Below are 25,836 nucleotides of genomic sequence, written 5' to 3'. Positions count from 1 at the left end.
TGGGCGCGTGCGTCTTGACTGGTTTTATAGTCGGGCGTACCGCAGATTCGCGTATGCGACCGTTCGACGACACTCCCCTCTCGCGTGACGGCAAAGTACTCATCCTCGCGTACGACCACGGCCTCGAACACGGCCCGGTCGACTTCGAGGACGTGCCGGAGACGATGGACCCCGAGACCGTCTGGGACGTCGCGACCCACGACGCTGTCACCGGGTTCGCGGTGCAGAAGGGCGTCGCGGAGGCGTACGCCGACGACTACGACGACGTGAACCTCCTCCTGAAGCTGAACGGCACCTCGAACCTCTGGATGGGCGAACCCGACTCGGCCGTGAACTGCTCCGTGGACTACGCCGCGGAACTCGGCGCGAGCTCAGTCGGCTTCACCCTCTATGGCGGGTCGAACAACGAGATCGAGATGGCCGAGGAGTTCCGCGACGCCCAGGAGAAGGCGCGCGAACACGACCTGCCCGTCGTGATGTGGTCGTACCCGCGCGGCCAGGGCCTGAAGAACGACACGTCGCCGGGCACCATCGCGTACGCGGCGCGCCAGGCGCTCGAACTCGGCGCGGACGTGGCGAAGGTCAAGTACCCCGGGAGCAAGGAAGCGATGGAGCACGCCGTCGCGGCCGCCGGCCCGACGAAGGTCGTGATGTCCGGCGGGTCGAAGACGAGCGACGAGGACTTCCTCACCACGGTTTCGGACGCCATCGACGCCGGCGCGGTCGGCCTGGCGGTCGGCCGGAACGTCTTCCAGCGCGAGAACCCCCGCGAGATGCTGGACGCGCTCGAAGCCGTCATCTTCGAGGAAGCGAGCGTCGACGAGGCGCTCGAACACCTCTGATGCACGAGGTCTTCGAGACCGTCGCGGCCGCCGCGCCCGACATCCGCGCGGGCCTCCCGGGACGCCGCCGGAAGACCGACGACGAGAACGCGAGCGGCGAAACCCAGCTCGCCGCGGACGTGTGGGCGGACGAACTCCTCGAAGAACGCCTCACTGCGCTCGATTCGGTCGGCGCGTACGCGAGCGAGGAGCGCGACGCCGTGGTGGACGCCGGCGACGGCGTCTCCGTCGCGGTGGACCCCCTCGACGGCTCCTCGAACCTGAAGTCGAACAACCCGATGGGGACCGTCGTCGGCGTGTACGACGCGGCGCTCCCCGCGCCCGGCACCGAACTCGTCGCCGCCGGGTTCGTGCTCTACGGCCCAATCACGACGATGGTCGTCGCGGACGACGGTGACGTGACGGAGTACGTCGTGGAGGACGGTACGCCCCGCGACGTCGGTGCCGTGGAACTCCCCGCGGACCCGACGGTGTACGGGTTCGGCGGGCGCGTCCCCGACTGGACGGACGACTTCGAGGCGTTCGTCCGCGAGGTCGAGGACGAACTGAAACTCCGGTACGGCGGCGCGATGATAGCTGACGTGAGCCAGGTGCTCACCTACGGCGGCATCTTCGGGTATCCGGGCCTCCGCGACCGCCCCGAGGGCAAACTCCGCCTCCTCTTCGAGGGCGCGCCAATCGCGTACGTCGTCGAGGCCGCGGGCGGCGCGTCCACGGACGGCGACCAGAGCCTCCTCGACGTGGACTGCACGGAAATCCACCAGCGAACGCCCGTGTTCGTCGGGAACGACGAGTACGTCGGGCGCGTCGAATCACTGTAGTCGGCGGCCGACATTTTCTTTAGCGCTCCGACCCACCCTTGTGGTATCTCCCCCGCACGTCCGACGACGCGAGTCCGGGCGGTCGCCCTCCCCGACGCCGCGAGCGTGTGGCTCTCCCGGAACGCCGCGTTCGACATCGTCGACGAATCGCCCGACGCGATTGTCACCGGTAACTCCTCCGTCGGAGACGCATCCGCGCCCGTCGTCGGCTACGGCGCCGACGCGGACGGCGCCACCGCGACCGTGGACGCCGACCGTCCGGACAGCCACGCACGTCTCGCGAACGCCCTCCACGACGCCGCCGGCACTATGCCCTCGCCGTATCCGGTTCCGGTCGGCGAGTCCGACCGCCTCGACGCCCTCGAACGCTACGACTTCTCCACGCCCTCGCTGACCACGCACCTCGACGCGCTCGCGGTCGCCGTCCGTGAGAGTCTCGACGCGGACGTGGGATTCGTCGGCGTGCTCGACGCCGACACGGAACGCTTCCTCGGCGTCGACGGCGCTGACTTCACCGACATCTCGCGCGCCGACGCCATCTGCGCGCACGGCCTGCTCGCGGACGACCCCGTCTGCATCCCCGACCTGTCCAGTGACGTTCGGTTCCCAACCAATCCTCTCGACGGCTTCGACCCCGCGGCGTACGCCGGCGCCCCCCTCACGACCACCGACGGCCACCGACTCGGCATGGTCTGCGTGCTCGATGGAGAACCCCGCGAGTTCGACGCGGACGACGAACGAGCGCTCACGTGGTTCGCCGACCAGGTCGCGTCGCACGTCGAACACCGAGGCACGTAAGGGGAAACTGTTTCAAGCCGGTTCGCCGAACGGGCGTGTATGAAGGTTCGTATCGGTGCAAACGCTACCGCCGAGGAGGCGGAGGCGGTGGCCGCCGCGCTCGCCGAACACTACCGGGACGACGTCGAGGTCTTCGTCGGGGAGAGCGACACCCCCGCTGCGACCCGCGACGGCCCGAGTGAGACGGAACCCGAACAGGAGTACGAACCCACCGACCGCGAGGACGCGCTCTGGGACGAAATCGAGGAAATCCTCGAAGGCGGCCCCGAGAAGTACAAGGAACGCCTCTCCGAGCAGGGGAAACTGTTCGTCCGCGACCGCCTCGACCTCTGGTTTGGTGAAGACGGATTGAAGTTCGAGGACGGCCGGTTCGCGGAGTGGGACGCCGACGACCAGTTGCCCGCGGACGGCCTCATCACGGGCGCGGCGGAGTTCGAGGGCCGCGACCTCCACTTCATGGCGAACGACTTCACCGTGAAGGCGGGGTCGATGGCGGAGAAGGGCGTGGAGAAGTTCCTCCGGATGCAACAGCGCGCGCTCAAGACCGGGAAGCCCGTGCTCTACCTGATGGACTCCTCCGGGGGACGAATCGACCAGCAGTCCGGGTTCTTCGCCAACCGCGAAGGCATCGGGAAGTACTACTACAACCACTCACAGCTCTCCGGGCGCGTCCCCCAGATTTGCGTGCTGTACGGTCCCTGCATCGCCGGCGCGGCGTACACGCCCGTGTTCGCCGACTTCACCGTGATGGTCGAGGGGATGAGCGCGATGGCCATCGCCAGCCCGCGGATGGTGCAGATGGTGACGGGCGAGGACATCGACATGCAGGAACTCGGCGGCGCGCGCATGCACGCCGAGGAGTCCGGGAGCGCCGACCTCGTCGCCACCGACGAGGAGCACGCCCGCGAACTCGTCGCGCAACTCACGAGCTACCTCCCGAACAACAGCGACGAGAAACCGCCGCAGACGGACGGCAAACCGCCCGCGAAGTCTCCGAAAGGCATCGACGCCGTCATTCCCGACGCCCCGAACCGCGCGTACGACATGCACGAGGTCATCGAACGCGTCGTCGACTCGGGGAGCTTCTTCGAACTCAAGCAGTCCTACGGCAAGGAAATCCTCACCGGGTTCGGCCGCGTCGACGGCCGGCCCGTCGGCATCGTCGCGAACCAGCCCGACGAACGCGCCGGCGCCATCTTCCCCGACGCCGCCGAGAAAGCCGCCGAGTTCGTCTGGACATGCGACGCCTACAACATCCCGCTCCTCTACCTCGCCGACACTCCCGGATTCATGGCCGGCTCCGGCGTCGAGAAGGACGCGATTCTGGAGAAGGGCAAGAAGATGATCTACGCCACATCCGCCGCCACCGTCCCCAAACAGTGCGTCGTCGTCCGGAAAGCCTACGGCGCCGGCATCTACGCGATGAGCGGCCCCGCCTACGACCCCGAATCCACCCTCGCACTCCCCTCCGGCGAAATCGCAATCATGGGTCCCGAAGCCGCCATCAACGCCGTCTACGCGAACAAACTCAACGACATCGAGGACGAAGACGAACGCAAGAAACGAGAGCAGGAACTCCGCGAGGAATACCGCGAAGACATCGACGTCCACCGCATGGCCAGCGACGTCGTCATCGACGACATCGTCCCGCCGAGCACGCTCCGCGACGAACTCACCAACCGCTTCGACTTCTACGAAACCGTCGAGAAAGACATCCCCGACAAGAAACACGGCACCATCATCTGAACTTTTTTACCGCGAGTGGTCGCCGAAGGCGACCCGAACGGTAAAAACCTGTTCCCGCGAGCGAACGGCGTCGCCGTGAGCGAGGGGGAGCCAGTCAGAGCGAAGCTCTGACGCTGCACGAAAAAGGCTCGCGGCTTCGCCGCGAGCGAACGAGTGTCGGTGGTTCGCTCGGTCTCCTACTCTTTCCGGGCGAACACGAGGTAGCCGGTGTGGCCGACGCCGGCGGTGCTGGGGCGGCTGCCGCGGTCGTCGAAGTCCATGCGGCGCTGCACCGTCTCCAGAGTCTCGACTTCCACCAGGCCGGCGTCGCGGGCGGCGAGTTCGCACTCGCGGGCGTTCTCGACGAACGGCGAGTAGACGGCGAGGAAGCCGCCGCCGGCGAGGTGGTCCGGGACGCGCTCGACGAGTTCGGGCGCGTTCGGGGTGTCGAGCGTCACGATGTCGAACTCGCCGAGGTCGTCGAGTTCGTCCACGAGGTCGCCGGTCCGCACGTCCACGGTGTCCGAGACCTCGGCGAGTTCCATGTTCTCGCGCGCGACCTCGGCGAACTCCTCCTTTCGCTCGAACGTCGTGACGTTCGCGCCGAGTCGACCGAGATATGCGGCGAGTACGCCCGTACCGGTGCCGGCGTCGAGCACGCGGTCGCCGCGCGCCGCGCCCGTGTGGCCGATGACGAGACCGATGTCCTTCGGCATCATCGGCGCGCCCGTTCGTTCGAGGTGGTCGAAGAGGTCGGGGCCGCGCAGGCCGCGCACCCGGAACTCCTCGCCGAGATGCGTCTCCACGGTGTCGCCGGATTCCACGTCCTCGGGGAGCGTGATGACGCCGAGGTCCGTGTGCACTTCTTCACCGGGTTCGCAGAGGAACTCGCGGTCGCCCCGAACGACCAGTATCACTCTACGCGGTCGATAGCGGCCGCGAGGTCGCCGCCGGTCGCTTCGAGCGCTTCACGCGCCTCGTCCTCGCTCACGCCCGCCCGAGCCGCGACGAGCTCCACGTCGTCGTCCGGAATCCCCGCGGACTCCGACTCCGAGTCGTCGTCGCTGGCTTCGATTTCGCCCGCAGTGCTCTCGCGCTCCTCGGGGTCGCCGATAATCTGGTAGGTCTCCTGGCCGCGCGCGTCCATCAGCGTCACGTCCGCGTCCGCGAACACGAGTTCGGACCCGTCCTTGAGCCGAATCACGACCTCCTCGGCATCGAGTTCGTCCACGTCGATACCCATCTGTTCCATCATCTGCTTCATCTTGCGCGGATTCATCCCGCCGCCTCCTCCAAACATACCCGGACGGTCACGCCGCGCGGCAAAAAACATGGCGGGTCAGGTCTCCAGACCGCCGCCGCGACGCGCTCGTCCAGTCGATATCCGGACGCACAACGGCGGCGAAACCGCGGGCGTGCGGCCGTCAGTCGCTCGCGCCCTCTCGGACTTTCACGGCCATCCCGGAGTCGAAGTCCCGCATGCCCTGCGCGTCGAGTTCGGCGCGACCGACCGCGATGACTTCGCCGCGTTCGTGCTCGACGACGACCTCGTCCTCGGGCCGAATGGCGTCGTCCGCGTCCGCGACGAACTTCGCGAAGACGTTCCGGCCGTCGCGGACGAACGGCTCGCTCTCGTCGCCGACGGTCACCCGGTAGCCGTCGACGGCGTCGTAGAGCCGTCGGCCGCCCGCGAGGCCGAGCGTGAACCGGCCGTCCATCCCGACGGAGACGAGGCGGCCGTCGTCGCTCGCGACCTGCCGCGGCCGCCCGGACGCCGAGCGCTCCACGCGGAACTCCTCGCCGTCGGGGAACAGCGCGCCGTCCGCCCCGCGACCGAACTGGTAGACCGCCATCCGCCGCAGCACCGCGAACTCGTCCATACCGTCTCCGGGACCGCGACCCGCAAAACTCCGTCGAACAGATGGAGAATGGCTTATATGGCCCGCGGGACTACCCCCGGGTAAGATGGCAAACCAGAAAGTCCTCTCCGGCGGCGCGCTCCTCGCGGTCGGAACGCTCCTCATCCTCTGGACCGGCCTCAACTGGAACGGCGGCGCTGTCTCGCTCGGTGTCGCCGCGATTTCCTCGATGCTCCTCGCCGGCGGCAGCCTCCTTCTCGGAACGAGCGAGGGCGGCCGCTCCGTCTAACTGGCACGCTACCCAGCGCTGTCGCGGCTTAGAGCAGGAAGGTGTCGTCGCGTTCTCCGAGGTCGACGAAGGCGTCCGCGCTCTCCTTGAGTTCTTCCGCGGTACTCGACCCGAACCCCATCACTTCGATGCGCACGCCCTCGTGGCGGAGGTGACTGCAGAGTCGGCTGAAGTCGCCGTCGCCCGTGCAGAGCACGACGGTGTCGACGTGGTCGGCGAGCGTGACGGCGTCGAGGCTCATCCCGACGTCCCAGTCCGCTTTCTTCGACCCGTCTCCGAACGTCTTGATGTCCTTGATTTTCGTCTCGAACCCGATGTCGACGAGCGCGTCGAAGAAGTCCTCCTCGTTGGGGCTGTCGGCGCGGATGACGTACGCGATGGCGCGCGTGAGCCGGCGGTTCTGCACGGCTTCCGAGAGGAGACTGGAGTAGTCGACGTTCCGCGAGTACCGACTGTGCGCGGAGTGATAGAGGTTCTGCGCGTCCGCCAGCACGGCGACGCGCTGGTCCGCATGGATATCCGTCATACCGGGTCTGTGCCGTCCAGTCCTAAAAACTACGCGTCCGGTGTTTCGAACCGCGTGAGCGCGAGCGTGTCGGGGTCGAGGTCGTAGTAGGACTCCCACGCGGGCGCGAGCGTGACGACCCGCGTCGGGCCGTACGTCGACTCCGTGTGTTCGTGGTGGTGGCCGACGAGGCAGAGGTCGGGTTCGAGCGCGTCGAGGAGTTCGTCGATGTACTGACAGCCGACCTCGTACTCCTCCTCGACGGGCGTGCCGTGCGGGGCTTCGTGAGTGAGGAGAACGTCCACGTCCTCCAGTTCTTTCGCGGCGGCCACGTCCTCGCGGACGAAGTGGCGGCGGCGTTCGTCGCGGAGGTCACGGCGGGCGTAGTTGTACCGGGACGGCGCGTAGTTCCCCGAGAGGCCGGCGACGCGGAGTCCCCGCACGTCGACCGCGTCGCTCGCGAGCAGGCGGGCGTTCTTCACGCGGTCGCTCTCGATACGGCCGTGACGGAGCGCGTCGATGACGTCGAAGTCCTCGTTGTTTCCAGCGATGAAGTACGTGGGTATCGGCAGTTGGTAGTAGAAGATATCGCCGGCCTGGAGCGCGACATCGGCGTCGCTCGCGCGGTACGCGGCGAGGAGGGCCTGTCGCCGGCCGGGGTCGTTCGCGTGTGCGTCTCCGAGGACGAGCATTCACGTCACCGTGCGACCGCGGGCCCCATAAACCCGGGCGGCAGCGGTCCGCGACGGCAGCGATTGCGCACGGCGACAACGCTTTACGACACGACCTCCCAACGTGGTATATGTGCCAGGCGCGCTCCACTCGGTCGTTCGCGGCAGGGAGCGCCGGCGTCGTCTTCTCCTCGGGTGCGAAACGCAAACGCGCGCAGTAGTGGCTCCGCGCGGACTGACATTTCGTGCCGGGCCGTCCCCCGATTCGAACCACGCTCTACCAACGACTCCCGAGACCCATGACACGAAACCTCACATCCGGCGTCTTCCCGGCGATGGTGACGCCATTCGACGCGGACGGCAGTATCGACCACGACCAACTCGCAGCGGACGCCCGCCGACTCGCGGACGCGGGCGTCGACGGCCTCGTTCCCGTCGGTTCGACGGGCGAGTCCGCGACGCTCACGCACGACGAACACATCGACGTCATCGAAACCGTCGTCGCAGCCGTCGAAATCCCCGTCATCGCGGGCGCGGGAAGTAACGCGACGCACGAGGCGGTGTCGCTCTCCCGGCGCGCGGCCGACGCGGGCGCGGACGGTATCCTCCTCATCTCGCCGTACTACAACCGCCCCGAACCCGCGGGCATGGAGGCGCACTACCGACGCATCGCGGACGAAGTCGACGTTCCCCAGATAATCTACAACGTCCCCGGGCGCACCGGCCGAAACATCGCCGTCGACACCGCGGTATCCCTCGCGGAACACGAGAACATCGTCGGGTACAAGGCCGCGAGCGGCGACCTCGGCCGCATCGGCGAAGTCGCCGAACGCACCCGCGACCTCGACTTCTCGGTGCTCTCCGGCGACGACGCCATGACGCTCCCGACGCTCTCCGTCGGCGGCACCGGCGTCATCAGCGTCGCCGCGAACGTCGAACCCGAACGCGTGGTCTCGCTCGTCGAGCGCGCCCACGACGACGAGTACGCGGCCGCACGCGAGGTTCACTACGAACTCGGCCCGCTCTTCCGCGCGCTGTTCGCGGAGACCAACCCCGTGCCCGTGAAGCACGCGCTCGAACTCCGCGGGCACGGCACCGCGACCTTCCGCGACCCGCTGTCGCCCGCGAGCGAGGAAACCATCGACCGACTCGACGCCGTCCTCAGCGACCTATGAGAGTCGCGGTCACCGGCGCGACCGGCCGCATGGGCCGCGAAGTCCTCCAAGCCGCCCGCTCCCGGGACTGCTCGGTCGCGTTCGAGGTCTCCCGAACGCCCGCCGACGCCGACATCGACGAGCCGGTCGTCGCGCCCGCCGACTTCGCGGACGCGCTCGCCGAGCACGACCCGGACGCTGTCGTGGACTTCACCGTCCCCGAGGCCGCCGTGGCGTACGTCGAAGCCGCCGCGGACGCCGGCGTCCCGGTCGTCACCGGCACCACGGGATTCAGCGACGCGGAGGAAACCGCGCTCCGCGACGCCGGCGAATCCATCCCGCTCGTTCGAGGCGCGAACTTCTCCCGGGGCGTGCAGGCGTTGCTCTCCGTCGCGCGCACCGCGGTCGCCGCGCTCCCGGAGTACGACGTGGAACTCACGGAAACCCACCACAACGGGAAGCGCGACGCTCCCAGCGGCACCGCGAAGCGCATCCTCGACGCCGTCGAATCGGAGCGCGAGGACGCCGGTGAGCGCGTACACGGACGCGAGGGCGACGCGCCCCGCCAGCCCGGCGAAATCGGCGTGCACGCCCGGCGCGCCGGCGATATCACGGGCGAGCACGAACTCCTCCTCGCCGGCAACGACGAAGCACTCGAACTCACGCACCGCGCGGGCGACCGCGGCGTGTTCGCCGCCGGCGCGCTCGACGCCGCCCGATTCGTACAGGACGCCGAACCGGACTACTACCGATTCTCCGACATCGCAGCCGACCTATGACACTCGAAACCGAAATCACCGACCTGTGGCAGCGCCACCAGAACGACGACGCCTCCTTCAGCGACGCCGAGGACACGCTCGACGCCTTCCTCGACGCGCTCGAAGCCGGCGAGATACGCGCCGCCGAGAAGACCGATGGCACCTGGGAGGCGAACGAGTGGGTGAAGCAGGGCATCCTCCTGAACTTCGGCCTCCGCGCGACCGAACCCCGCGAGCACGGCGGCGTCACCTACCACGACGTGCTCCCACTGCGGGACACCGACGACCTCGGCGAGCGCGGCACCCGGAACACGCCCGACGCCACCGTCATCCGCCGCGGCGCGTACGTCGGGTCGAACGCCATCATGATGTCGCCCTCGTTCGTGAACGTCGGCGCGTACGTCGGCGACGGCACGCTCGTCGACTCCGCGGACACGGTCGGGTCGTGCGCGCAGATCGGGAGTGACGTGAAGCTCGGCGCGAACACGCTCATCGGCGGCGTCCTCGAACCCGTCGAGAGCGCGCCGGTTGTCGTCGAGGACGGCGTGAGCCTCGGCGCTGGCTGCCGGGTGACTTCCGGGTTCGTCGTCGGCGAGAACTCCGTCGTCGGCGAGAACACCCTGCTCTCGCCCCGCATCCCCGTCTACGACCTCGTCGAGGACGAGGTGCTGTACGGCGAACTCCCGCCGGAGCGCCGCGCGTTCGCGCGGTTCGTCGAGTCCTCGGTGAGCGACAACGACCTCATCCCGGGCGCGGCGTACAAGCCCGCGGTCGTCGCGACCGAGCTGGAGAACGAGACGCTGGAGGCCAGCCAGCGGGAGGACGAACTCCGGTGACGGTCCGCCGGCTCGCGGACTGGTCCGACACCCGGCTCCGACGGCTCGCCGACGAGTACGGCACGCCGCTGTACGTTCTGGACCACGACCGCGTCCGCGAGAACTACCGGCGGCTCAGCGGGGCGTTTCCGGACGCGGACGTGCTGTACGCGGTGAAGGCGAACGCCGGCCGACACGCCCTCACGACGCTCCGCGAGGCGGGCGCTGGCGCGGAGTGCGCGAGCGCCGGCGAACTGAAGCGCGCGCTCGACGCCGGCTACTCTCCCGAGAACGTCCACTACACGCCGGTCAATCCGCCCGCTCGCGATCTCGACTACGCGGTGGACCGGCTCGCCGGGACGGACGCGACGGTCACCGTTGGCTCCGCGGACACGCTCGACCGGCTCGAAGAGCGCGGGTTCACCGGCCGCGTGCTCGTGCGCGTCCATCCCGGCGTCGGCGCGGGCCACTCCGCGGAGGTCGCGACCGGGGCGGACGCGAAGTTCGGGATTCCCCGCGACCGCGTGCACGGCGTGCTCGCCGACGCCGCCGACCGCGGGTTCGACGTGCGCGGGCTCCACGCCCACACGGGCAGCGGCCTGCTCGACGCGAGCGACCTCGACGACCACCGCACCGTCGTCGAGACGCTCGCCGAACTCGCGAGCGAGAGCCCGGTCCCGCTCGACCGAATCGACGTGGGCGGCGGGTTCGGCGTTCCCTACCGGGAAACCGAATCTCCGCTCGACCTCGACGCGGTCGCGGACGCCACCCGTGACGCGCTCGCCGGCCTCGACGTCGACCTCGCCATCGAACCCGGGCGCTACCTCGTCGCGGACGCCGGCGTCCTCCTCACCACCGTCAACACGACGAAGGAGACCGACGGTGACCTGCTCGCCGGCGTGGACGCCGGTATGACGACGCTCGTTCGGCCCGCGCTCTACGACGCCTACCACGCCGTCCGCAGTCTCGCGCCCGACGCCGCCGACCGCGTCACCGCCTCGACCTCCGTCGTCGGCCCGGTCTGCGAGAGCGCGGACGTCCTGGGCACCGGCCGCGATCTCCCGCGCGTCGAACGCGACGACCTCCTGGCCGTCGGGAACGCCGGCGCGTACGGCGTCGAGATGGCGAGCACGTACAACTCCCGTCCCCGGCCCGCCGTCGTCACGCTCGACGGCGACGACGACCGCCTCGTCCGCCGGCGCGAGACGCTCGCGGACCTCACCACCCACGAAGCATGATTCCCTACGACATCTACCACGGCACCAGCAACGACTTCGCCATCGTCGACGCGAACGCACACCACGTCCCCGACCGAAGCGCGTTCGCGGTGTCTCTCTGCGACGACCTCGGCATCGACGGCGTGCTCTTCCTCGCGATAAACGACGCCACCCGGCCGCCGCGTGCGGTGATGACGCTCGTCCAGCCGGACGGCGGCACCGCGGCGATGTGCGGGAACGGCGCGCGCTGTGCGGCGCGCTGGGTCGCCGCGCGAACCGACGCCGACGAAGTGATGCTGGACACCCAAGCGGGCACCCGGCGAACGGTCGTGGACGGCGACGACGTGGCCGTCGAGATGGGCGCGCCCGCGTTCGACCCCGCGGCCGTCCCCGTCACCGGCGACGAGCCCCTGATTCGGGAGGACGTCGCGGGCTACACCGTCACCGCCGTGAACACCGGCGTCCCGCACGCGGTCGCGTTCGTGGACGACGTGGACGCCATCGACATCGACGCGGACGCGCCCCCGATTCGCCACCACGACCGGTTCCCCGAGGGCGCGAACGCGACGTTCGCCGAGGAAACTGAGGCGGGATTCCGCCAGCGGACGTTCGAGCGCGGCGTCGAGGGCGAAACCGAGTCCTGCGGGACGGGCGCGGTCGCTGTCGCGGTCGTCGCCGCCCGCGAGGGCCGCGTCCCCGAGAACACCACCGTTCGGGTGTCGCCGCCCGGCGGCACGCTCACCATCGAACTGGACGGCGACACCGCAGTCCTCCGCGGCCCCACGACCGTTGTCGGGGACGGTGAGGCCGAACCGACGCCCGTCCGCCGAATGGACTCGTGAACCCGACTGATTTCCTCGAACGCGCGGTCCGCACGCCCTCCCACGAGAACGCGGACGCGATGCGCGCGCTCCTCCTCGACGAACTCGCCGCGCACGACCCCAGCGTTGACGACGCCGGGAACGTCCTCGTGTCGCGCGGGTCGGGCCGACCGCACGTCGTGCTGAACACGCACATCGACACCGTTCCGCCGCACGTCCCCGCCCGATTGGAGGGCGATACGCTCCACGGCCGCGGGTCGTGCGACGCGAAGGGACCGCTCGCCGCGCTGCTCGCCGCGTTCGACTGCGTCACTCCCGCGTCGGGCCGGGTGACGCTCGCGGTCACACCTGACGAGGAGACCGACTCGACCGGCGCGCACGCGCTCGACCTGGACGACGTCGACGGCTACATCGTCGGCGAACCCACGGGCCTCGCCGCCTGCACGAGCGCACGCGGGCGCTTCCAGGGCACCGTGACCATCGAGGGCGAAGGCGCGCACGCCGCCCAGCCCCAGGAGGGCGCGAACGCCATCAGCGCCGCTGCGCCCGTGCTCGACGCCATCGATTCCTACGACGCCGAGCACGGCCCGAGCAGGCACGACGAACTGGGGCCGCCGACGCTCGTCGCCACCAAAATCCGGGGTGGCGAGGCGACGAATCGCGTGCCGAGCGAGGCCGTCGTGACGTTCGACCGGCGGAGCGTCCCGCCCGAGACGGAGGCGGAGTTCTTCGCGGGGTTCGCGGACCACGTCGGCGTCTCGGTGCCCGACGACGTGACCGTCACCGTCGAGCGCGCCGAGCGCACTACGCCCTTCCTCGAAGCCTTCCACACGCCGAGCGACGCGAGCGTCGTGAACGCGCTCGTCGCCGCGGGCGCGGGACGACCCCGGCCGTTCGGTGCCGCCACCGAAGCCTCCTACTTCGCGACCGACGCGCCCACCGTGGTCTTCGGCCCCGGCGACCTCGCCGTCGCCCACTCCGGCGAGGAGTACGTCGAACTCCCCGACGTGGAACGCGCCGCGGACATCGTCACCGACGCGCTCGCCGAACTCGTCGGGTAGCGTTAAGGCCCAGTCGTCTGATTCTCGCGTATGCTCGACGCCTTCGACGACGTGAACGACGTGGGGTCGTACCTGCCCGAGTTCGTGTACGGCGCGAACGACGGCATCGTCACGACGTTCGCCGTGGTCGCGGGCGTCACCGGCGCCGCGCTCGACCCCGGTATCGTGGTCGTGCTCGGCGTCGCGAACCTCCTCGTGGACGGCTTCTCGATGGGGATGAGTAACTTCCTGAGCGAGCGCGCCGAACGCGACTACGAGCGCACACTCGGCAGCCACACGACCGGGACGAAGTCGCCGACGCGGACGGCGCTCGCGACGTTCGCCGCGTTCGTCGTCGCCGGAACCGCCCCGCTCCTCCCCTACCTGTTCGGGTTCGCGGGGTCGTTCCCGGTGTCGGTCGCGCTCACCGCAGTCGCGTTCTTCGCGGTGGGAGCGTCGCGCGCGCTCGTCACCGACCGGCGCTGGTACCTGACCGGACTGGAGGTGTTCGCGGTCGGGATGCTCGCGGCGAGCGTCGCGTTCGCTGTCGGGGAACTCCTGCGCGGCGTCGCCTAGAACGCGACGACCGCGAAGACCGCGGTGAGCACGGCGGTGAGAATCGGGACGAGCGCGAGGTCGAGGAGGACGCCGGCGCGCAACATCTCTCCGCGGGTGACCGCGCCGGTGCCGTAGACGATGGCGTTCGGTGGGGTGGCGACGGGGAGCGCGAACCCGAAGCTCGCGGCGGCGGCGCTCCCGACCGCGAGGTACGTCGCGGCCTCCGCGCCGGTCATCCCGAACGCGGGGCCGACGGCGAGGCCGACGCCGACGAGCATGGGCGCCATCACGGCCACGGTCGCGGTGTTCGAGGCGAGTTCGGAGAGCGCGACGGTGACGAGCGCGACGACCGCGAGCAGGAGGACGATGGAGGGCAGGGCGAGGTCGCCGAACAGCGCGCCGGCGAGCCACTCGGTCGCGCCGGTCTCCCCGAGCGCGTCCGCGAGGCTGATGCCGCCGCCGAACAGGAGGAGCGTCGGCCAGTCGATGTCGCTGACGGTGTCCTCGTCGGCGACGCCGGCGAGCACGAGGAGAGGGACGGCGAGCAGCCCGACGAGCGCGTAGTAGAGCACGCCCTGGTGGCCGAGCGTGCCGAGCGCGGAGTCGTCCGCGCCGCCGAACAGCGTGACGTGCCAGCCCGCGGGGAGGAAGTCCGCGACGAGGAAGCCGAGGCCGCCGACGACCCAGAGGCCGGCGACCAGCGCGAACACGGCGGCGACGCGGCGGCCGTCGGCGTCGAGCGGAGGAACGTCGGGGTGGTCGGTCGCCGCGAGTGCGTCCGCGTCGAGGTCGGGCGGGAAGAGCGCGACGAGGGCGGCCCAGACGACCGGGAGGCTCACCGCGGCGAGCGGCACGCCGACGAGCAGCCAGTCCGCGAAGGAGACGGTCACGTCGAGGAGGTCGTCGAGTTGGCCGACGACGATGGCGTTCGGGGGCGTGCCGATGAGCGTCGCCACGCCACCGACCGACGCCGCGTACGCGACGCCGAGCAGCATCGCCACCCGGAAGTTCCGGCCGCCGTCCGTGGACTCGACGATGCCGAGCGCGACGGGCGCCATCAGCGCCGCCGTCGCCGTGTTCGAGATGACCATCGACAGCACCGCGGTCGCCAGCATCACGCCGAACACCGTTCGCCGGGGAGTGGAGCCGATTCGGCGGAGGAGCGCGAACGCGACGACGCGGTCGATGCCGTGGTCGCGGAGCGCGCTCGCGAGTACGAACGTCCCGAGGAAGAGGAAGACGATTGGGTCCGCGAAGCCGGAGAGCGCTCCCTCCATCGACGACACGCCGAGCGCGGTGAGGAGTATCGGCACGCAGAGCGCGGTCACGGACAGCGGGAGCGCGCCCGTCACCCAGAGCACCGCCGCGAACACGGCGGTCGCGAGCGCGTACCGGCCGGTCGTGGACAGGCCCTCCGCGGACAGTCCGAACGCCACCAGCGCCGTGAGCGCCAGCGCGCCCGCGACGGTGAGCGCGTTCCGCCGTTCCATCACGTCTCCCGTCTCCCGATATCGAGAAAAACCCCGCGGCCGGGGAAAGAACTAAACCCGAGTGTAAAGTACGCTTTACTGTAAAGGAGGCTTTACACTATGTCGGTGTCCCAGAACACGACGGGACTCACCCGTCGCACGTACGAACGAATCGTCTACGCAATCGTCGGAACCGGTATCGTCGGGCTGTTCGCGGGCATGCTGGTCGGCCAGCAGCTAGCCGGAACCGTCGTCTACCTGCTCGGCTGCTGGGTCGGCGGTAGTATCGCCGTCCTCGCGCCGAAACTGAGCGACGCGCCCCTGCAGGACGAACGCGACAACGCCCTCCACAACCGCGCGAGCGGCCTGACGATGGGGCTCACCATGATGGTCGGGCTCACCGTCATCCCCGCGCTCTACGTCCTCGACGAGAGCGGGCACGTCGAACTCACCGGAACCGTCTGGGGCGCCATCTGGGCCGCGTCCGCGCTCTTCCTGCTCTACGGGGTCTCCCTCGGAATCGTCAAACACCGCCGATGAAGAACGACCTCCCCGAACGACGACAGGAAGCAGGCCTCAGTCAGTCTGACCTCGCCGACGCCGTCGGCGTCACCCGACAGACCATCAACGCCATCGAACGCGACCGCTACGACCCCTCGCTCGAACTCGCGTTCGCGCTCGCCGACCACTTCGACTGCAGAATAGAGGACGTCTTCGCGCCCGACGCGGACTAGAAGCCCTTCCCCATCAGTTCGCGCGCGATGATGTTCTTCTGAATCTCAGTCGTCCCCTCGTAAATCTGGGTGATTTTCGCGTCACGGTAGAGCCGTTCCACGTCGAAGTCGTTGACGTAGCCCGCGCCGCCGTGAATCTGGACGGCTTCGTCCGCGCACTCGACGGCGGTCTTCGACGCGAACTCCTTCGCCATCGACGCGAGCGCGGTGAGCTGGTCGTCCGCGTTGTCCACGCTCCACGCGGACTTGTACGTGAGATTGCGCGCGGCCTCGGTCTTCGTGTGCATCTCGGAGAGCTTGTGCTGGATGGCCTGGAACTCGCCGATGGACTTCCCGAACTGCTCGCGCTCTTGGGCGTAGTCGAGCGCTCGCTCGCACGCGCCCTTCGCGATGCCGACTGCCTGCGCGGCGACCATTGTCCGCGTCTCGTCGAAGAACTGCATCAACTGCAGGAACCCCATGCCTTCCGTGCCCACGAGGTTCTCCTCGGGGACGCGCACGTCGTCGAAGATGAGTTCCGCGGTGTCGCTCGCGCGAATGCCGAGTTTGCCCGTGATTTTCTCCGAACTGAAGCCGTCGCGGTCGGACTCCACGATAATCTGGCTGAAGCCCGAGTACCGGTCGTCCGCGTCGGGGTCCGTCTTGCACATCACGACGAAGTAATCGCCCACGGAACCGTTCGTGATCCACATCTTGTTCCCGTTCAGGACGTACTCGTCGCCGTCCTTCTCGGCGCGCGTGGAGACGGCGGACACGTCGCTGCCCGTGTCCGGTTCGCTGATGGCGGTGCCCATGACCGCGTCGCCCTCCGCGATCGGAGTGAGGTACTTCTCCTTCTGTTCGTCAGTCCCGAACTCGCGGATGGTGTCCGCGCCGAACGCCGCGCTCGTGATGGAGAGCGCGATACCCGGGTCGTAACTGAACAGTTCCTCGATGATGATGGCGTTTTCGAGCGGCGTGTAGCCCGCGCCGCCGTACTCGATGGGGATGCTGGAGCCCGTCAATCCCATCTCCGCGGCCTTCTCCATGACGTCGTGGGGGTACTTCTCCTCCACGTCGTACTCGGTGGCGACCGGCGCGATTTCGTTCTCGGCGAACCGCCGGACTTCCTCCCGAATCGCCTCCTGCTCGTCGGATAGCTCGAAATCCATACGTCAGTTCTTCCCACACGCGGGCTTAGTCGCTCCGGAACTACCGGAAACGGGCACGGAGTTCATTCCTCGGAGGATTCACGGCCCCCTCGCGCGTACCGGACGCCATGTTCGGTACGTTCCTCCTGCTCGCTGGCGCGGCGCTCGTCGCGCTCTCCGGCCCCGTCGTCCTTGCGGCCTTCCGGCTCCGCGAGTACCTCGGGGGCGTGCGCGGCGCGCTCTACCACCTGCTCACGGGCGTTCTCGGCCTCGCCGCGGTCGTCGCCGTCGCGGCAGGCGTCATGGCCGGCATATCCGCCGGACTCGTCGTACTCCTCGTCTGCCTCCTCGTATTCGCCGCCGGCGCGGCCGTCCCACTTGTCCTCGCCAGCACGCTCGCGGAACGCGTCGGCGGCGTCCGGAACGGCGCGCCGTACGCCGCACTCGGCTGGCCGCCCTCCCTGTACGCGGCAGCGCTCGTCTTCATCGCACCCGGCGGGTTCGCCCGGTACAACCTCACCTTCGCCACCGGAACCACCGCTCTCGTCGGCTGGACCGCGTTCTCCCTTTTCGTACTATTTGGCCCCGCTGTCGTGGCCGTCGCCGCGGCGCGCTACTCCACGTCTCGCGCCAGCTCAGCACCGTAGCCCGTGTACGACGCGGGCGTGAGCGCGAGCAGTTCCTCCTGCACGGACTCGGACACGTCGAGGTCGCGGAACAGCTCGTGGAAGTCCTCAATGGTCACTCGCCGGCCGCGCGTCAGCGCCTTCACGCGCTCGTAGGCGTCGCTGTGTCCCTCCCGGCGGAGGATGGTCTGCACGGCTTCCCCGATGACTTCCGGGGTGTCGTCCAATTCCCCGCGCATTACTTCGGGGTTCGGTGCCACCGTTTTGAGGCCGTCTCCGAGTTTCAGGTAGCCGATGAGGCAGTGTGCGAACGCGCTTCCGATGTTGCGCTTCACCGTGGAGTCGGAGAGGTCGCGCTGGAGGCGGCTCTTCGTCAGGTAGTCCCCGAGGAAGTCGAGGTCCGAGTTCGCCTTCGAGAGGTTGCCCTCGCTGTTCTCGAAGTCGATGGGGTTGACCTTGTGCGGCATCGTCGAACTCCCCGTCTCGCCCGTCGCGGCGTCCTGCCCGAGGTATTTATCGGAGACGTAGCGCCAGGCGTCGCGGTCGAGGTCGAGGAACACGTCGTTCACGCCGCCGAGCGCGTCGAACAGTTCGGCGAGGTCGTCGCTCGGGTTCACCTGGGTGACGTGGCTCGCGTGCCGGAGGCCGAGTTCGTGCACGAACTCGCGGCTGAACGCGCGCCAGTCCACGTCGGGGTAGGCGGCGCGGTGCGCGGCGTACGTTCCGGACGCGCCCGCTAGCTTCCCTTCTAGTCCTTCGACGGCGTCGTGGACGCGGCCGAGCGCGCGACCCAGTCGGCTGGCGTACACCGCCATCTCCTTCCCGAACGTCGTCGGCGTCGCGGGCTGGCCGTGCGTCCGCGCGAGCATCGGCACGTCCGCGTGCTCGTGCGCCATCGCCACGAGTTCGTCCCGGACGGCGCGGAGTTCGGGCACCAGCACGTCCTCGACGGCGGGCTGGACGAGCAGGCGGTACGCGAGGTTGTTCACGTCCTCGCTCGTCAGGCCGAAGTGAATCCAGGAGTGCGAGCGCTCCGGCGCGCCCTCGCGGACGAAGTACTCCACGGCCTTCACGTCGTGGTTCGTCGCGGAATACTCGCCGTAGCCCTCCGTCTCGATCTGTTTGATGAGTTCGGCGTCCGACTCGTCGAACGCGTCGTAGCGGTCGCGGAGCGCCGCCACCTCGTCGTCCGTGAACGACAGCGGCACCGCGTCCAGGTCGGCGAGCGCGAGCAGGTACTCGACTTCGACTTCGACGCGGGCGCGCATCAACGCGGCTTCGCTCGCGTGCTCGGCGAGCGGGCGGGTTCGACCGGCGTAGCGGCCGTCGAGCGGACTCACGGCGTACAGCGGGTTCATGGCGGAGGGTGACGCCCGCCCGTCAAAGGCGTGTCGAAACCGCACGAGAGTGCATACAACACTCCCAGAACGGTCGAAGAGCCGGCGTTTCTATCCGCATCCCTGCATACCTCGCGACGTGGAACCGCAATTACTTTGCGGCGCGCGCGCCCGGACTCACGCATGACCACCATTGCCGGTCTCGCCGGGAACCGCGGCCGCAACCTCCGGAATATCGCCGACACGCTCGACGACGTGTCGCTCGGCGTCGTCCTCACGAACCACGCCGACGCGCCCGTTCTGGACGCCGCCGCGGAACGCGGCAGCCCGACAGAAGTCGTCGAACGCGAGGAGGGCGAGTCCCGCGAATCCCACGAGGAACGCGTGCTCGACGCGCTCGCCGACTACGACGTCGACCTCGTCTGCCTCGACGGCTACATGCGGGTGCTCACTGACACGTTCCTCGACGACGCGCCGCTGACGCTGAACGTCCACCCGAGTCTCCTCCCCGCGTTCGACGGGATGAACGCCCACCAGCAGGTGGTGGACGCGGGCGTTCGCGTCACCGGCTGCACCGTGCACGTCGTCACCGAGGACGTGGACGGTGGCCCCATCGTCACCCAGGAACCCGTGCCCGTGTTCGACGACGACGACGCGCAAGCCCTCAAGGAGCGCGTGCTCCACGACGCCGAGTTCGAGGCGTACCCGCGCGCAGTCCAGTGGTTCCACGACGGCGACCTCACCGTCGAGGACGGCGACGTGAGCGTGCCCGCGGACGCGTCCGGCGACTTCCCCGTCCGCCGCCTCGTCTCCGACGACCGCTACAGCGAACTCCGGTACGGCGAGAACCCCCACCAGGACGCCGCCGTCTACCGCGACCGCACGACATCCGAAGCCAGTGTCGTCGGCGCACCCCAGTTGAACGAGGGCGCGAAGGCTCTCTCCTACAACAACTACAACGACGCGGACGGCGCGCTCGACCTCATCAAGGAGTTCGACGACCCGGCCGCCGCCGTCATCAAGCACACGAATCCTGCTGGCTGCGCGACCGCCGACACACTCAGCGACGCGTACGCGGACGCGCTCTCCACCGACTCGATGAGCGCCTTCGGCGGTATCGTCGCGCTCAACCGCGAGTGCGACGCCGACACCGCCGAACAATTAATCGACTCCTTCAAGGAAGTCGTCGTCGCGCCCGGCTACACCGACGCCGCGCTCGACGTGCTCACGGACAAGAAGAACCTCCGCGTGCTCGACGTCGGGAGTCTCGACGGGTACAGCGAGCGCTTCACCGAGAAACCCCTGACGGGCGGCCGCCTCGTCCAGGAACGCGACCGCCAGTCCCTCACCGCCGACGACCTGGAGGTCGTCACCGACCGAGAACCAACTGATGCGCAGGTCGAGTCGATGCTGTTCGCGTGGCAGACTATCAAGCACGTGAAGTCGAACGCCATCCTGTTCGCGCAGGGTACCGAAACCGTCGGCATCGGCATGGGACAGGTTTCCCGCGTCGACGCCGTCCGACTCGCCGCGATGAAGGCCGACGAACACGCCGAAGGCAAGTCCGCCGACGGCGCGGTGATGGCGTCCGACGCCTTCTTTCCGTTCCCCGACGGCATCGAGGAAGCCGCCGACGCCGGCATCGAAGCGGTGATTCAGCCCGGCGGCAGCGTGAACGATGACGACGTCATCGAAGCCGCGAACGACCACGATATCGCGATGGTGTTCACCGGAAACCGCGCGTTCCGCCACGACTGACGCTACGGCGAAGCGGGCAGCGACGAGCGGCCGGGAATACTTATTTGCCCCTTGACCTGTCAGTGTGTCGTGTTATGTATTGTCGTGAATGTGGGGCTGAGATACCGTCTCCGGAGAACAGTGAGTACTGCCCGCAGTGTGGCGAACCGCTCGCGGAACCGTCCGAGGACGACGGTCGCACCGCCGAGACCGACACGGAGCACGACGGGGCGGGCGGGCGCGAGTCCACGCCACCCCCCGACACGGCTTCCGCGACGCAGTCGTCCTCCTCGCGGTGGCGGAGAACGCAACTCCTCGCCGTCGGTGGCGGCGTCCTCGCTGGTATCAGCGCCTTCCTCCCCTGGGTGACCGCGAGAACGGGCGGGCAGAGTGTCGACGCACTCGCCACGCCGTTCGGCACGCCCCTCCTCGCTGCCGCGGCAATCGTGACGTTCCTGTCGGTAGCCACCTGGGGTCGAGGGTTCGGATGGCTGACTATGCTCCTCGCCGGTCTCGGCGGTGCTGGCATCACCTACGTCAGTGTCGTGGTGCAATCCACCCTTTCGAGCACGTACACCATGGGGACTATCCAGGTTCACGGCAACGACGTGTCGGTCGCCGCCGTCTCGCCCGGAGTCGGTGTCACGGTCACCATCGTCGCCGGCCTCGTCGTCGTCGCCGGCGCGCTTCTCGGCATCCTCACCTCCCTCACATCTTGACATTCTCGTTCGACCGCGGGTCGCGGATTCGACACGCATTTGCGGCCGCCCGCTGAGTTCTCGGTGTATGCGATACGACGAGGCTGCGGACTTCCTGCTCGACCTCCAGCGGTACCGGCCGCGCGCGGGCACGGACTCGACGGCCGACCTGCTGGACGCGCTCGACCGTCCCCACGAGGGACCGGCGTACGTCCAGGTCGCGGGGTCGAACGGGAAGGGGAGCACGGCGCGGATGCTCGAATCCGTCCTCCGCGAAGCGGGCCTGGACGTGGGACTGTTCACGTCACCGCACTTCGACGACGTTCGCGAGCGCGTCCGCGTGAACGGCCGGAAGCTGTCGAAATCGGCGCTCACCGAGTTCGTCGCGGACGCGAAGCCACATCTCGTGGAGCGCGCGGCCGCGGACGACCCGGCGACGTTCTTCGAGGCGGTGACCGCGATGGGGCTCTGGCACTTCGGCCGCGAGGACGTGGACGTGGCGGTGCTCGAAGTCGGCATCGGCGGGAAGTACGACGCGACGAGCGTCGTCGACCCCGCGGCGGCGGCGGTGACGAGCGTGACGCTCGAACACCAGAGCGTGCTCGGGGACACCGTGGCGGAAATCGCGCGGGACAAGGCGCACGTCGCGCCCGCCGACCGGCCGCTCGTCACCGCGGCCACCGGCGACGCGCTCGCCGCCGTCCGCGAGCAGGCCGGCGAGGTCGTGGTCGTCGGCGAGGACGTGACCGTCTCCTACGGCGGCCGGGTCGGCCTCGCGGAGGCCGCGGTCGATATCACTGGCTCCGACTGGTCGGTGTCGGCGCGCCTCCCGCATCCAGGGGCGCATCAGGCCGAGAACGCGGGCATCGCGGCGGTGCTCGCGCGCCAGCTCGCGGACGCCGACCCCGAAACCATCGCGCGCGGCATCCGGGGCGCGCACTGGCCCGGCCGCTTCGAGATGATGGACGACGGGCCGCTCACCGTGCTCGACGGCGCGCACAACCCCGGCGCGTGCGACGCGCTCGCGGACACGCTCGCCGAGTACGACTACGACGACCTCGTGCTCGTCCTCGGCGCGATGAACGACAAGGACCACGCGGGGATGGCGGACGCGCTCCCCGACCCCGCCACCGTCGTCACCTGCGAACCCGCGACGCCGCGCGCGGAGGACGCCGACGTGCTCGCACGCGTCTTCGAGAACCGCACGGACGACGTGCGGGTCGTCGAGAACGTCGAATCCGCCATCGAAACCGGACTCGACGCCGCAGGCTCCGAGGACCTCGTGCTTCTCACGGGCTCGCTGTACGCCGTCGCGGAGGCGCGGCGGCGCTGGACGCGCACCGCCACGCCCCGCGTCGTCCGCGACCGCGACGACGCGACCCGCGCGCTCGACGCCGCCGACGCCCCCACCGGGAATCCGGACGAGCACACCGCCGTCACCCGCACCATCCGGCTCCGCGAGGGGCAAGCGGAGCGCGTGGAGACGCTGATGACCGCCGTCGGCGGGACGTGCTCGGTGTCCGCGCTCCGCAGCCAACCCGGAAACTACCTCGACGTCGTCCTCTCCGGCACTCGCGCGACCCTCGACGCGCTCACGGAGCGCCTCGACGACGCCGGCGACGGACTCCCCGCGGTCGCCGACGACCTCCGCGAGTCCCTCGGAACGCCCGACACCGACTACCCGTGGGACGACGGAACCGCCGTGATGGGCATCCTGAACGTCACGCCCGATTCGTTCCACGACGGCGGCGAGTACGAAGCCGTCGCGGACGCCGTCGAACGCGCGGAAGACCTCGTCGCGGCCGGCGTGGACGTCATCGACGTGGGCGGCGAGTCCACGCGCCCCGGTGCGGACCCCGTGCCTGCGTCCGAGGAAATCGACCGCATCGTCCCCGTTATCGAGCGCATCAGCGACCTCGACGCGCTCGTGAGCGTGGACACGATGAAGGCCGAAGTCGCGCGCGCGGCGCTGGAGGCGGGCGCCGACATCCTCAACGACGTGACGGGACTCGGCGACCCCGAGATGCGGTTCGTCGCCGCGGAGTACGGTGCGCCCCTCGTCGTGATGCACTCGCTGCACGCGCCCGTCGACCCCGACGCGTCCGCCACCTACGACGACGTGGTGGACGACGTGCTCGACGACCTCCGCGAACGCGTGCTGCTCGCGGAGAAAGCCGGGCTTCCACGGGAGAAAATCATCGTCGACCCCGGCATCGGGTTCGGGAAGTCCGTCGGCGAGAACTTCGAACTCCTCGACCGAACCGCGGAGTTCCGCGCGCTCGGCTGTCCCGTTCTCGTCGGCCACAGCCACAAGTCGATGTTCGGTCGCGTCGACCGCTATCCGGACGAGGGTGGATATGCGACCGTCGCCGCCACCGCACTCGCGGCCGACCGCGGCGCGGACCTCGTGCGCGTCCACGACGCTGCCGAGAACGTCGCCGCCGTCCGCGTCGCCGACGCCGTCCGCCGAGGTGAGAGCGATGAGTGACGACGCCCCGGGCGACCTCCGGCGGCGCGTGATGGAGGGGTACGACGGCCTCGCCGACGTGTACGCCGACCAACGGGCCGCCGGCACGGACGACCCAGACCTGCTCGCCCGACTGCTAGCCGCCCTCCCCGAGAACGGGCGCGTGCTCGACGCCGGCTGCGGCGCGGGCGACCTCGTCCTCGAATCGCTCCCCGCCGATGCGACCGGCGTCGGCATCGACATCTCCCGCGAACAGGTCGAGCGGGCGCGAACGCGAGCCGACGGCGTCGCGCGCGCCGACATGACGCGTCTCCCGTTCGCTGCTGACTCGTTCGACGCCGTCACCGCGATGTACTCCGTGATTCACGTGCCCGCCGCGGAGCACGGCGCGTTCTACGCGGAACTCGCGCGCGTCCTCCGCCCCGGCGGCGACGCCGTCGTCGTCACGGGTCACGACGCGTGGGCGGGCGCGAACGACGACTGGCTGGACGCGGACGTGGAGATGGCGTGGAGTTGGCCCGACCTCGAAACGACGCGAGAACTACTGGGGGATGCCGGACTCGAAATCGTCTCTGAGGAGGACGTGGCGGACTCGCTCGGCGGGAGTTTCCGCCACCTCCGCCTGCGTCAGTCGTAGCCCGCGCCGCCCGCGCGGTAGAAGTCGAGGTAGGTCTCGGCGAACGCGGACTCGTCGTGGTCGGCGAACCGCTCGGACACGTCCTCGCGCGGGATGTCGGCCGCTTCGACGAGACGTTCGGTTATCTCCTCGTCGTTCGTCGCGAGGAACCCCCGAGGTTCCTGCTCGACGAGTTCGTGCGCGCTCGACTGCGCGTGGTACTCGACGATGCCGACGCAGTCGCAGGCGAGCGCGCGCAGGAGGTCGGTCGCGAACGTCGTCCGGCGGGCCGTGTGCACGTAGACGTGCGCGTCCTTGAACAGGGCGATGCGTTCGGTGACGCTCTTCTCGCCGACGAACTCGACGCGGTCGTCGATGCGGAGGTCGCGGACCTGGCGCTCGTAGTTCTCGCGCTCGGGGCCGTCCCCGATTACCGTCGCGCCCCAGTCGTACTCGCGGAACTCCGCGAGCGCGAGCAGGAGACTCTCGAGGTTCGCGTCCTCGTCGAGGCGCCGCGAGTACACGATGTCCCCGCAGTCGCCGGGCGACGTGTCCCGAATTCGCTCCATCTCGATGGGGTTCCCGAGCGTCGTGAGCGCGTCGGCGGGGACGCCGGCCTCCCGGAGCGCGGTGGCGACGGTGCGCGCGGGGACGACGACCGGGCCGCCGCCCGCCGCGAACCGCACGCACCGGTCGGCGAGCACGCCGCGCTCGGGCGCGTCGAAAACGTCGCTCACGAAGGCGGTGTCGCCGAGCGCGCCGACCCGCGCGGCCGCGAGGTGGGACGGCGCGCCGAACGCGTGCACGACTTCGGGGTCGACCTCGTGGAGCGCGCCCGGAACGCGGACGGGGAACTTCCAGTCGTCGGGGTCGTCGGTGACGGCGACGTACTCGATATCGTCGTGTTCGAACTCGTCCACGTCGCCCTCCCACCACTGACTGCAGAGAACGGACACGTCGTGGCCGCGCGCGGTGAGCAGACCGGCGAGGCGGTCGAGGCGTTCGGCGGACTCCGGGACGGTCTCGTGATGGACGGTGTGGTCCGCGACGAACGCCACGCGCATACACGAGAGAGATTCGAGGTGCGCATAAAAGGTTTCACGGTTCGGGTTCCGGCACCCGAACGGCTTTGCCGTTTCCTTCGCACCC

28 protein-coding genes are annotated in these 25,836 nt (G+C 69.3%); 19 read left to right on the top strand and 9 right to left on the bottom strand.

Going from position 1 to position 25,836, the window contains the following annotated elements:
• Positions 1-53 precede the first annotated feature (53 nt).
• The 4 genes from ACOZ4O_RS04675 (at position 54) to ACOZ4O_RS04660 (ending at position 4,207) form a co-directional block, all read left to right on the top strand.
• Positions 54-842, top strand: a complete 789-nt coding sequence (locus ACOZ4O_RS04675) for a class I fructose-bisphosphate aldolase (protein ID WP_424524153.1) — start codon at positions 54-56, stop codon at positions 840-842.
• Positions 842-1,663, top strand: coding sequence for a class 1 fructose-bisphosphatase (locus ACOZ4O_RS04670; RefSeq protein WP_424524152.1), 822 nt, complete (start codon positions 842-844; stop codon positions 1,661-1,663). The genes ACOZ4O_RS04675 and ACOZ4O_RS04670 overlap by 1 nt, the downstream gene beginning before the upstream one ends.
• 105 nt (positions 1,664-1,768) lie before the next feature.
• Positions 1,769-2,461 (top strand): GAF domain-containing protein, encoded by a 693-nt coding sequence (locus ACOZ4O_RS04665; RefSeq protein WP_424524151.1) that lies wholly within the window; start codon positions 1,769-1,771, stop codon positions 2,459-2,461.
• 39 nt (positions 2,462-2,500) lie between these two features.
• Entirely contained in the window at positions 2,501-4,207 is a 1,707-nt protein-coding gene (locus tag ACOZ4O_RS04660; RefSeq protein WP_424524150.1) for an acyl-CoA carboxylase subunit beta, read from the top strand.
• A gap of 176 nt (positions 4,208-4,383) precedes the next feature.
• Here ACOZ4O_RS04660 and ACOZ4O_RS04655 read toward each other — a convergent pair whose 3' ends face one another.
• From ACOZ4O_RS04655 to ACOZ4O_RS04645, 3 genes are all read right to left on the bottom strand, one after another.
• Positions 4,384-5,103 (bottom strand): methyltransferase domain-containing protein, encoded by a 720-nt coding sequence (locus ACOZ4O_RS04655; RefSeq protein ID WP_424524149.1) that lies wholly within the window; start codon positions 5,101-5,103, stop codon positions 4,384-4,386.
• A complete protein-coding gene (locus tag ACOZ4O_RS04650) occupies positions 5,100-5,486 on the bottom strand; it encodes a nascent polypeptide-associated complex protein (RefSeq protein ID WP_424524148.1) in 387 nt (128 codons plus the stop codon). Before ACOZ4O_RS04650 ends, ACOZ4O_RS04655 begins: the two co-directional genes overlap by 4 nt.
• A 124-nt stretch (positions 5,487-5,610) precedes the next feature.
• Positions 5,611-6,066 carry a PUA domain-containing protein gene (locus ACOZ4O_RS04645; protein ID WP_424524147.1) on the bottom strand — a complete coding sequence of 152 codons (456 nt, stop codon included), beginning with the start codon at positions 6,064-6,066 and terminating at the stop codon, positions 5,611-5,613.
• A gap of 85 nt (positions 6,067-6,151) precedes the next feature.
• Between ACOZ4O_RS04645 and ACOZ4O_RS04640 the strand changes: the two genes are divergently transcribed.
• The gene (locus ACOZ4O_RS04640) at positions 6,152-6,334 is read left to right on the top strand and encodes a hypothetical protein (RefSeq protein ID WP_424524146.1); all 183 of its coding nucleotides are present in this window, start codon (positions 6,152-6,154) and stop codon (positions 6,332-6,334) included.
• Positions 6,335-6,362: 28 nt separating this feature from the next.
• Here the strand turns inward: ACOZ4O_RS04640 and ACOZ4O_RS04635 are convergent, their stop codons facing one another.
• Together ACOZ4O_RS04635 and ACOZ4O_RS04630 are read right to left on the bottom strand one after the other, a co-directional pair.
• Positions 6,363-6,860, bottom strand: a complete 498-nt coding sequence (locus ACOZ4O_RS04635; RefSeq protein WP_424524145.1) for an NYN domain-containing protein — start codon at positions 6,858-6,860, stop codon at positions 6,363-6,365.
• A 29-nt stretch (positions 6,861-6,889) separates the two neighbouring features.
• Positions 6,890-7,531 carry a metallophosphoesterase family protein gene (locus tag ACOZ4O_RS04630; RefSeq protein WP_424524144.1) on the bottom strand — a complete coding sequence of 214 codons (642 nt, stop codon included), beginning with the start codon at positions 7,529-7,531 and terminating at the stop codon, positions 6,890-6,892.
• A gap of 278 nt (positions 7,532-7,809) precedes the next feature.
• On the opposite strand from ACOZ4O_RS04630, the gene dapA reads away from it, so the two are divergent.
• From dapA to ACOZ4O_RS04595, 7 genes are read left to right on the top strand one after another with little or no spacing between them, the layout of a single operon-like run.
• Positions 7,810-8,685 carry a 4-hydroxy-tetrahydrodipicolinate synthase gene (gene dapA, locus ACOZ4O_RS04625; RefSeq protein WP_424524143.1) on the top strand — a complete coding sequence of 292 codons (876 nt, stop codon included), beginning with the start codon at positions 7,810-7,812 and terminating at the stop codon, positions 8,683-8,685.
• Positions 8,682-9,443, top strand: coding sequence for a 4-hydroxy-tetrahydrodipicolinate reductase (dapB, locus tag ACOZ4O_RS04620; protein WP_424524142.1), 762 nt, complete (start codon positions 8,682-8,684; stop codon positions 9,441-9,443). Before dapA ends, dapB begins: the two co-directional genes overlap by 4 nt.
• The gene (locus ACOZ4O_RS04615) at positions 9,440-10,258 is read left to right on the top strand and encodes a 2,3,4,5-tetrahydropyridine-2,6-dicarboxylate N-succinyltransferase (RefSeq protein ID WP_424524141.1); all 819 of its coding nucleotides are present in this window, start codon (positions 9,440-9,442) and stop codon (positions 10,256-10,258) included. Before dapB ends, ACOZ4O_RS04615 begins: the two co-directional genes overlap by 4 nt.
• Positions 10,255-11,475: a diaminopimelate decarboxylase gene (gene lysA, locus ACOZ4O_RS04610; protein ID WP_424524140.1), complete on the top strand. Its 1,221-nt coding sequence runs from the start codon at positions 10,255-10,257 to the stop codon at positions 11,473-11,475. The genes ACOZ4O_RS04615 and lysA overlap by 4 nt, the downstream gene beginning before the upstream one ends.
• Positions 11,472-12,296 carry a diaminopimelate epimerase gene (gene dapF / locus ACOZ4O_RS04605; protein ID WP_424524139.1) on the top strand — a complete coding sequence of 275 codons (825 nt, stop codon included), beginning with the start codon at positions 11,472-11,474 and terminating at the stop codon, positions 12,294-12,296. Before lysA ends, dapF begins: the two co-directional genes overlap by 4 nt.
• On the top strand, positions 12,293-13,336 hold the full coding sequence (locus ACOZ4O_RS04600) for a M20 family metallopeptidase (RefSeq protein ID WP_424524138.1): 1,044 nt from the start codon (positions 12,293-12,295) through the stop codon (positions 13,334-13,336). The genes dapF and ACOZ4O_RS04600 overlap by 4 nt, the downstream gene beginning before the upstream one ends.
• 30 nt (positions 13,337-13,366) lie before the next feature.
• Positions 13,367-13,891, top strand: coding sequence for a VIT1/CCC1 transporter family protein (locus ACOZ4O_RS04595; protein ID WP_424524137.1), 525 nt, complete (start codon positions 13,367-13,369; stop codon positions 13,889-13,891).
• Here the strand turns inward: ACOZ4O_RS04595 and ACOZ4O_RS04590 are convergent.
• Positions 13,888-15,363, bottom strand: a complete 1,476-nt coding sequence (locus ACOZ4O_RS04590; protein ID WP_424524136.1) for an SLC13 family permease — start codon at positions 15,361-15,363, stop codon at positions 13,888-13,890. The genes ACOZ4O_RS04595 and ACOZ4O_RS04590 overlap by 4 nt on opposite strands.
• Before the next feature lie 99 nt (positions 15,364-15,462).
• On the opposite strand from ACOZ4O_RS04590, the gene ACOZ4O_RS04585 reads away from it, so the two are divergent.
• Together ACOZ4O_RS04585 and ACOZ4O_RS04580 are read left to right on the top strand one after the other, a co-directional pair.
• Positions 15,463-15,882, top strand: a complete 420-nt coding sequence (locus tag ACOZ4O_RS04585; RefSeq protein ID WP_424524135.1) for a DUF2178 domain-containing protein — start codon at positions 15,463-15,465, stop codon at positions 15,880-15,882.
• Positions 15,879-16,076: a helix-turn-helix transcriptional regulator gene (locus ACOZ4O_RS04580; protein WP_424524134.1), complete on the top strand. Its 198-nt coding sequence runs from the start codon at positions 15,879-15,881 to the stop codon at positions 16,074-16,076. The genes ACOZ4O_RS04585 and ACOZ4O_RS04580 overlap by 4 nt, the downstream gene beginning before the upstream one ends.
• On the opposite strand, the gene ACOZ4O_RS04575 is transcribed toward ACOZ4O_RS04580, so the two are convergent.
• A complete protein-coding gene (locus ACOZ4O_RS04575; RefSeq protein WP_424524133.1) occupies positions 16,073-17,227 on the bottom strand; it encodes an acyl-CoA dehydrogenase family protein in 1,155 nt (384 codons plus the stop codon). The genes ACOZ4O_RS04580 and ACOZ4O_RS04575 overlap by 4 nt on opposite strands.
• 107 nt (positions 17,228-17,334) lie before the next feature.
• Here ACOZ4O_RS04575 and ACOZ4O_RS04570 point away from each other — a divergent pair, with 107 nt between their 5' ends.
• A complete protein-coding gene (locus ACOZ4O_RS04570) occupies positions 17,335-17,853 on the top strand; it encodes a hypothetical protein (protein WP_424524132.1) in 519 nt (172 codons plus the stop codon).
• Here the strand turns inward: ACOZ4O_RS04570 and purB are convergent.
• Positions 17,820-19,190, bottom strand: coding sequence for an adenylosuccinate lyase (purB, locus tag ACOZ4O_RS04565; RefSeq protein ID WP_424524131.1), 1,371 nt, complete (start codon positions 19,188-19,190; stop codon positions 17,820-17,822). The genes ACOZ4O_RS04570 and purB overlap by 34 nt on opposite strands.
• Positions 19,191-19,352: 162 nt before the next feature.
• Between purB and purH the strand changes: the two genes are divergently transcribed.
• The 4 genes from purH (at position 19,353) to ACOZ4O_RS04545 (ending at position 24,708) form a co-directional block, all read left to right on the top strand.
• A complete protein-coding gene (gene purH, locus ACOZ4O_RS04560) occupies positions 19,353-20,927 on the top strand; it encodes a bifunctional phosphoribosylaminoimidazolecarboxamide formyltransferase/IMP cyclohydrolase (RefSeq protein WP_424524130.1) in 1,575 nt (524 codons plus the stop codon).
• Positions 20,928-21,001: 74 nt separating this feature from the next.
• Positions 21,002-21,625 carry a hypothetical protein gene (locus ACOZ4O_RS04555; protein WP_424524129.1) on the top strand — a complete coding sequence of 208 codons (624 nt, stop codon included), beginning with the start codon at positions 21,002-21,004 and terminating at the stop codon, positions 21,623-21,625.
• 67 nt (positions 21,626-21,692) lie between these two features.
• Positions 21,693-24,092 (top strand): dihydropteroate synthase, encoded by a 2,400-nt coding sequence (gene folP / locus ACOZ4O_RS04550; protein WP_424524128.1) that lies wholly within the window; start codon positions 21,693-21,695, stop codon positions 24,090-24,092.
• Complete coding sequence (locus ACOZ4O_RS04545; RefSeq protein WP_424524127.1) at positions 24,085-24,708, top strand: class I SAM-dependent methyltransferase; 624 nt, start codon at positions 24,085-24,087, stop codon at positions 24,706-24,708. The genes folP and ACOZ4O_RS04545 overlap by 8 nt, the downstream gene beginning before the upstream one ends.
• Here the strand turns inward: ACOZ4O_RS04545 and ACOZ4O_RS04540 are convergent.
• Entirely contained in the window at positions 24,699-25,751 is a 1,053-nt protein-coding gene (locus ACOZ4O_RS04540) for a glycosyltransferase (protein ID WP_424524126.1), read from the bottom strand. The genes ACOZ4O_RS04545 and ACOZ4O_RS04540 overlap by 10 nt on opposite strands.
• Positions 25,752-25,836 lie beyond the last annotated feature (85 nt).

Source organism: Salarchaeum japonicum (assembly GCF_049705945.1).
In the GTDB taxonomy this organism is placed as follows: domain Archaea; phylum Halobacteriota; class Halobacteria; order Halobacteriales; family Halobacteriaceae; genus Salarchaeum; species Salarchaeum japonicum_A.
The sequence above is the reverse complement of the archived record's forward strand: the minus strand, read 5'-3'. Positions and strand labels throughout refer to the sequence as shown.

What these genes read in the sequence shown, in the direction of transcription:
- ACOZ4O_RS04675 (WP_424524153.1), top strand. Translation starts at nt 54, where the DNA reads ATGCGACCGTTCGACGACACTCCCCTCTCGCGTGACGGCAAAGTACTC.
- ACOZ4O_RS04670 (WP_424524152.1), top strand. Translation starts at nt 842, where the DNA reads ATGCACGAGGTCTTCGAGACCGTCGCGGCCGCCGCGCCCGACATCCGC.
- ACOZ4O_RS04660 (WP_424524150.1), top strand. Translation starts at nt 2,501, where the DNA reads ATGAAGGTTCGTATCGGTGCAAACGCTACCGCCGAGGAGGCGGAGGCG.
- ACOZ4O_RS04650 (WP_424524148.1), bottom strand. Translation starts at nt 5,486, where the DNA reads ATGTTTGGAGGAGGCGGCGGGATGAATCCGCGCAAGATGAAGCAGATG.
- ACOZ4O_RS04645 (WP_424524147.1), bottom strand. Translation starts at nt 6,066, where the DNA reads ATGGACGAGTTCGCGGTGCTGCGGCGGATGGCGGTCTACCAGTTCGGT.
- ACOZ4O_RS04640 (WP_424524146.1), top strand. Translation starts at nt 6,152, where the DNA reads ATGGCAAACCAGAAAGTCCTCTCCGGCGGCGCGCTCCTCGCGGTCGGA.
- ACOZ4O_RS04635 (WP_424524145.1), bottom strand. Translation starts at nt 6,860, where the DNA reads ATGACGGATATCCATGCGGACCAGCGCGTCGCCGTGCTGGCGGACGCG.
- ACOZ4O_RS04630 (WP_424524144.1), bottom strand. Translation starts at nt 7,531, where the DNA reads ATGCTCGTCCTCGGAGACGCACACGCGAACGACCCCGGCCGGCGACAG.
- dapA (WP_424524143.1), top strand. Translation starts at nt 7,810, where the DNA reads ATGACACGAAACCTCACATCCGGCGTCTTCCCGGCGATGGTGACGCCA.
- dapB (WP_424524142.1), top strand. Translation starts at nt 8,682, where the DNA reads ATGAGAGTCGCGGTCACCGGCGCGACCGGCCGCATGGGCCGCGAAGTC.
- ACOZ4O_RS04615 (WP_424524141.1), top strand. Translation starts at nt 9,440, where the DNA reads ATGACACTCGAAACCGAAATCACCGACCTGTGGCAGCGCCACCAGAAC.
- dapF (WP_424524139.1), top strand. Translation starts at nt 11,472, where the DNA reads ATGATTCCCTACGACATCTACCACGGCACCAGCAACGACTTCGCCATC.
- ACOZ4O_RS04595 (WP_424524137.1), top strand. Translation starts at nt 13,367, where the DNA reads ATGCTCGACGCCTTCGACGACGTGAACGACGTGGGGTCGTACCTGCCC.
- ACOZ4O_RS04590 (WP_424524136.1), bottom strand. Translation starts at nt 15,363, where the DNA reads ATGGAACGGCGGAACGCGCTCACCGTCGCGGGCGCGCTGGCGCTCACG.
- ACOZ4O_RS04585 (WP_424524135.1), top strand. Translation starts at nt 15,463, where the DNA reads ATGTCGGTGTCCCAGAACACGACGGGACTCACCCGTCGCACGTACGAA.
- ACOZ4O_RS04580 (WP_424524134.1), top strand. Translation starts at nt 15,879, where the DNA reads ATGAAGAACGACCTCCCCGAACGACGACAGGAAGCAGGCCTCAGTCAG.
- ACOZ4O_RS04575 (WP_424524133.1), bottom strand. Translation starts at nt 17,227, where the DNA reads ATGGATTTCGAGCTATCCGACGAGCAGGAGGCGATTCGGGAGGAAGTC.
- ACOZ4O_RS04570 (WP_424524132.1), top strand. Translation starts at nt 17,335, where the DNA reads ATGTTCGGTACGTTCCTCCTGCTCGCTGGCGCGGCGCTCGTCGCGCTC.
- purB (WP_424524131.1), bottom strand. Translation starts at nt 19,190, where the DNA reads ATGAACCCGCTGTACGCCGTGAGTCCGCTCGACGGCCGCTACGCCGGT.
- purH (WP_424524130.1), top strand. Translation starts at nt 19,353, where the DNA reads ATGACCACCATTGCCGGTCTCGCCGGGAACCGCGGCCGCAACCTCCGG.
- ACOZ4O_RS04555 (WP_424524129.1), top strand. Translation starts at nt 21,002, where the DNA reads ATGTATTGTCGTGAATGTGGGGCTGAGATACCGTCTCCGGAGAACAGT.
- folP (WP_424524128.1), top strand. Translation starts at nt 21,693, where the DNA reads ATGCGATACGACGAGGCTGCGGACTTCCTGCTCGACCTCCAGCGGTAC.
- ACOZ4O_RS04545 (WP_424524127.1), top strand. Translation starts at nt 24,085, where the DNA reads ATGAGTGACGACGCCCCGGGCGACCTCCGGCGGCGCGTGATGGAGGGG.
- ACOZ4O_RS04540 (WP_424524126.1), bottom strand. Translation starts at nt 25,751, where the DNA reads ATGCGCGTGGCGTTCGTCGCGGACCACACCGTCCATCACGAGACCGTC.